Raw genomic sequence first — 1,813 nt, forward strand, 5'->3', positions numbered from 1 at the left:
GAGCCGTCCGCGCCCTCCAGCAGCGTCGCGTCCCGCGGCCGCAGCGCGGGCGTGCCCTCCTCGACCGGCGCCGGGTGCGGCAGGAACGGCGTCCCGGGCAGCCGGGAGAGCACCTCGGCGCGCAGCGCGTTGTCCAGCGCCCCCTGGCCGAGCGGGGCCGGGACGAGGCCGAGCGAGCCGAGGTCGGCGCCGCGGGCGCGCAGCAGCTCCGCGTAGCTGTCGGCGGCGCGCTCGGTGAGGAAGTCGGCCAGCGGGCCGGGGGCGACGTGCCGGCGGGTGGAGTCCAGCGGGTACGAGGCGATCAGCAGCGCGGGCAGACCGACCGGCTCGTCGCTGGGGGTGGGCGCGTGCAGCACGGAGGCGATCTTGGGCCGCTGCGGGACGCCGTCCGGGCCGACCGGGACGGCCCAGGTCACCGTCCAGTACGGGCGGGCGCGCTCCTCGGTGGGCCGGTCGCCCAGCAGCTCGGCCGAGAGCGTGCCGGAGGCCCCGACGGTCTGCCAGACCGTCTGCCGCAGCCGGCCGCCCGCGTCGTCGGTGACGGTGACCTCGGTGACCCCGTCCGGGCGGGTCTCCGCGGCGTCCCGGGTGAGCGTCCGGGTGCCGTCCGGGGTCTCCACCACGACCTCGCGCAGGCCGGGCAGGGTGAGCAGCAGCGCGTCGTCGATCCCGGCCAGCAGGCGGCGGGTCAGGTCCTCGGCGGCGGCGTCCCGCAGCGGCAGCACCACCACCGTGTCGTAGCCCGCCGGGGCCGGGCCCTCGGCCGCGAACGGCAGCCGCAGCAGCGGCACGTGGCCGTCCCGGCGGCGCAGTTCGTCGGCCAGCTCGGGCTGGGCCGCGGCCAGCGCCCGCGCCTCGCCGAGCGACCAGCGCACCCCGCCGGTCGCGCTCAGCACGGCGGGCTCGTCGGTGACCGCGAGGACAGCGGCGAAGCCGACCCCGAACCGGCCGACGGCGGGCGTCTCACCGCGCTTGGAGGAGGCGCGCAGGGTGGACAGCGACTCGACGGCGGCCTCGTCCAGCGGGGCGCCGGTGTTGGCGGCGGCGAGCACGCCGTCGGCGAGGGTCAGCCGCAGCCGGCCGGGGCCGTGCCCGGCCCGGACCGCCGCGTCGGCCGCGTTCTGCGCCAACTCGACCACCAGGCGGTCCCGGTAGCCGCCGAGCGCCAGCTCCTCCTCCGCGTTGGCGTCCTCCCGGAACCGGGCCGGCGAGGCGGCCCAGGCGGCCAGCACCCGTCGGCGCAGCGCGGCGCTGCCGAAGGGGTCCGCGAGGTGCTCGTCCGTGCCGCTGCCGATGATCCGAGGTTCCACTGGACCTGCCGCCTTCCGCTGCCCTGTTCGTCGTAGGGCATTCTTCCCTGCCCCACTGACTGCTCCCGACCACGGGCCCCGCCGCCGGCGGGCCGGGGACGGCGCCGGCGGCGGACCTGACGGCCTTTCCGCCGCCCGCCCGGCACCCGCCGTCCGCCGGCCGGAAAGCAGCGCGGCCCGCGCCGGTCGTTGACCGGGCGGGCCGCTGGAGCCTGGGCGCGTGCCCGGCTCAGGAGTGGCCGAGCTCCTCGGCCGGGGCGTCGGGTTCGACCGAGCCGGAGGTCCGGTCGGGGTGCAGCGGGAGCGGCTCGACCACCAGCTCGTCCAGGATCAGCTCGGACGGCGCCGGCGGGGCCGGGATGACGGCCGCCTCGGAGTGCCCGCCGCAGCCGTACGCGAAGGAGACGATCTGGCCGTCGGCCGGGCCGAACTCGTTGCCGCACACGCCGAAGGCCTGTCCGAGCGAGCCGCCGATCGGGACCAGGAAGCCGCAGCTCGCGCAC

General features: G+C 78.5%; 2 protein-coding genes. Both read right to left on the reverse strand.

From position 1 onward, the window contains the following. Positions 1–1,310, reverse strand: a 1,310-nt coding sequence (locus ACIQOV_RS39960) for a sacsin N-terminal ATP-binding-like domain-containing protein (RefSeq protein ID WP_401055859.1), incomplete at its 3' end; no start/stop codon positions are given. Positions 1,311–1,539: 229 nt separating this feature from the next. Next, positions 1,540–1,813, reverse strand: a 274-nt coding sequence (locus tag ACIQOV_RS39965) for a DUF3027 domain-containing protein (protein WP_401055860.1), incomplete at its 5' end; no start/stop codon positions are given.

This window comes from Kitasatospora sp. NPDC091257, from assembly GCF_044757675.1.
Classification (GTDB): Bacteria; Actinomycetota; Actinomycetes; order Streptomycetales; family Streptomycetaceae; genus Kitasatospora; species Kitasatospora lactacystinica.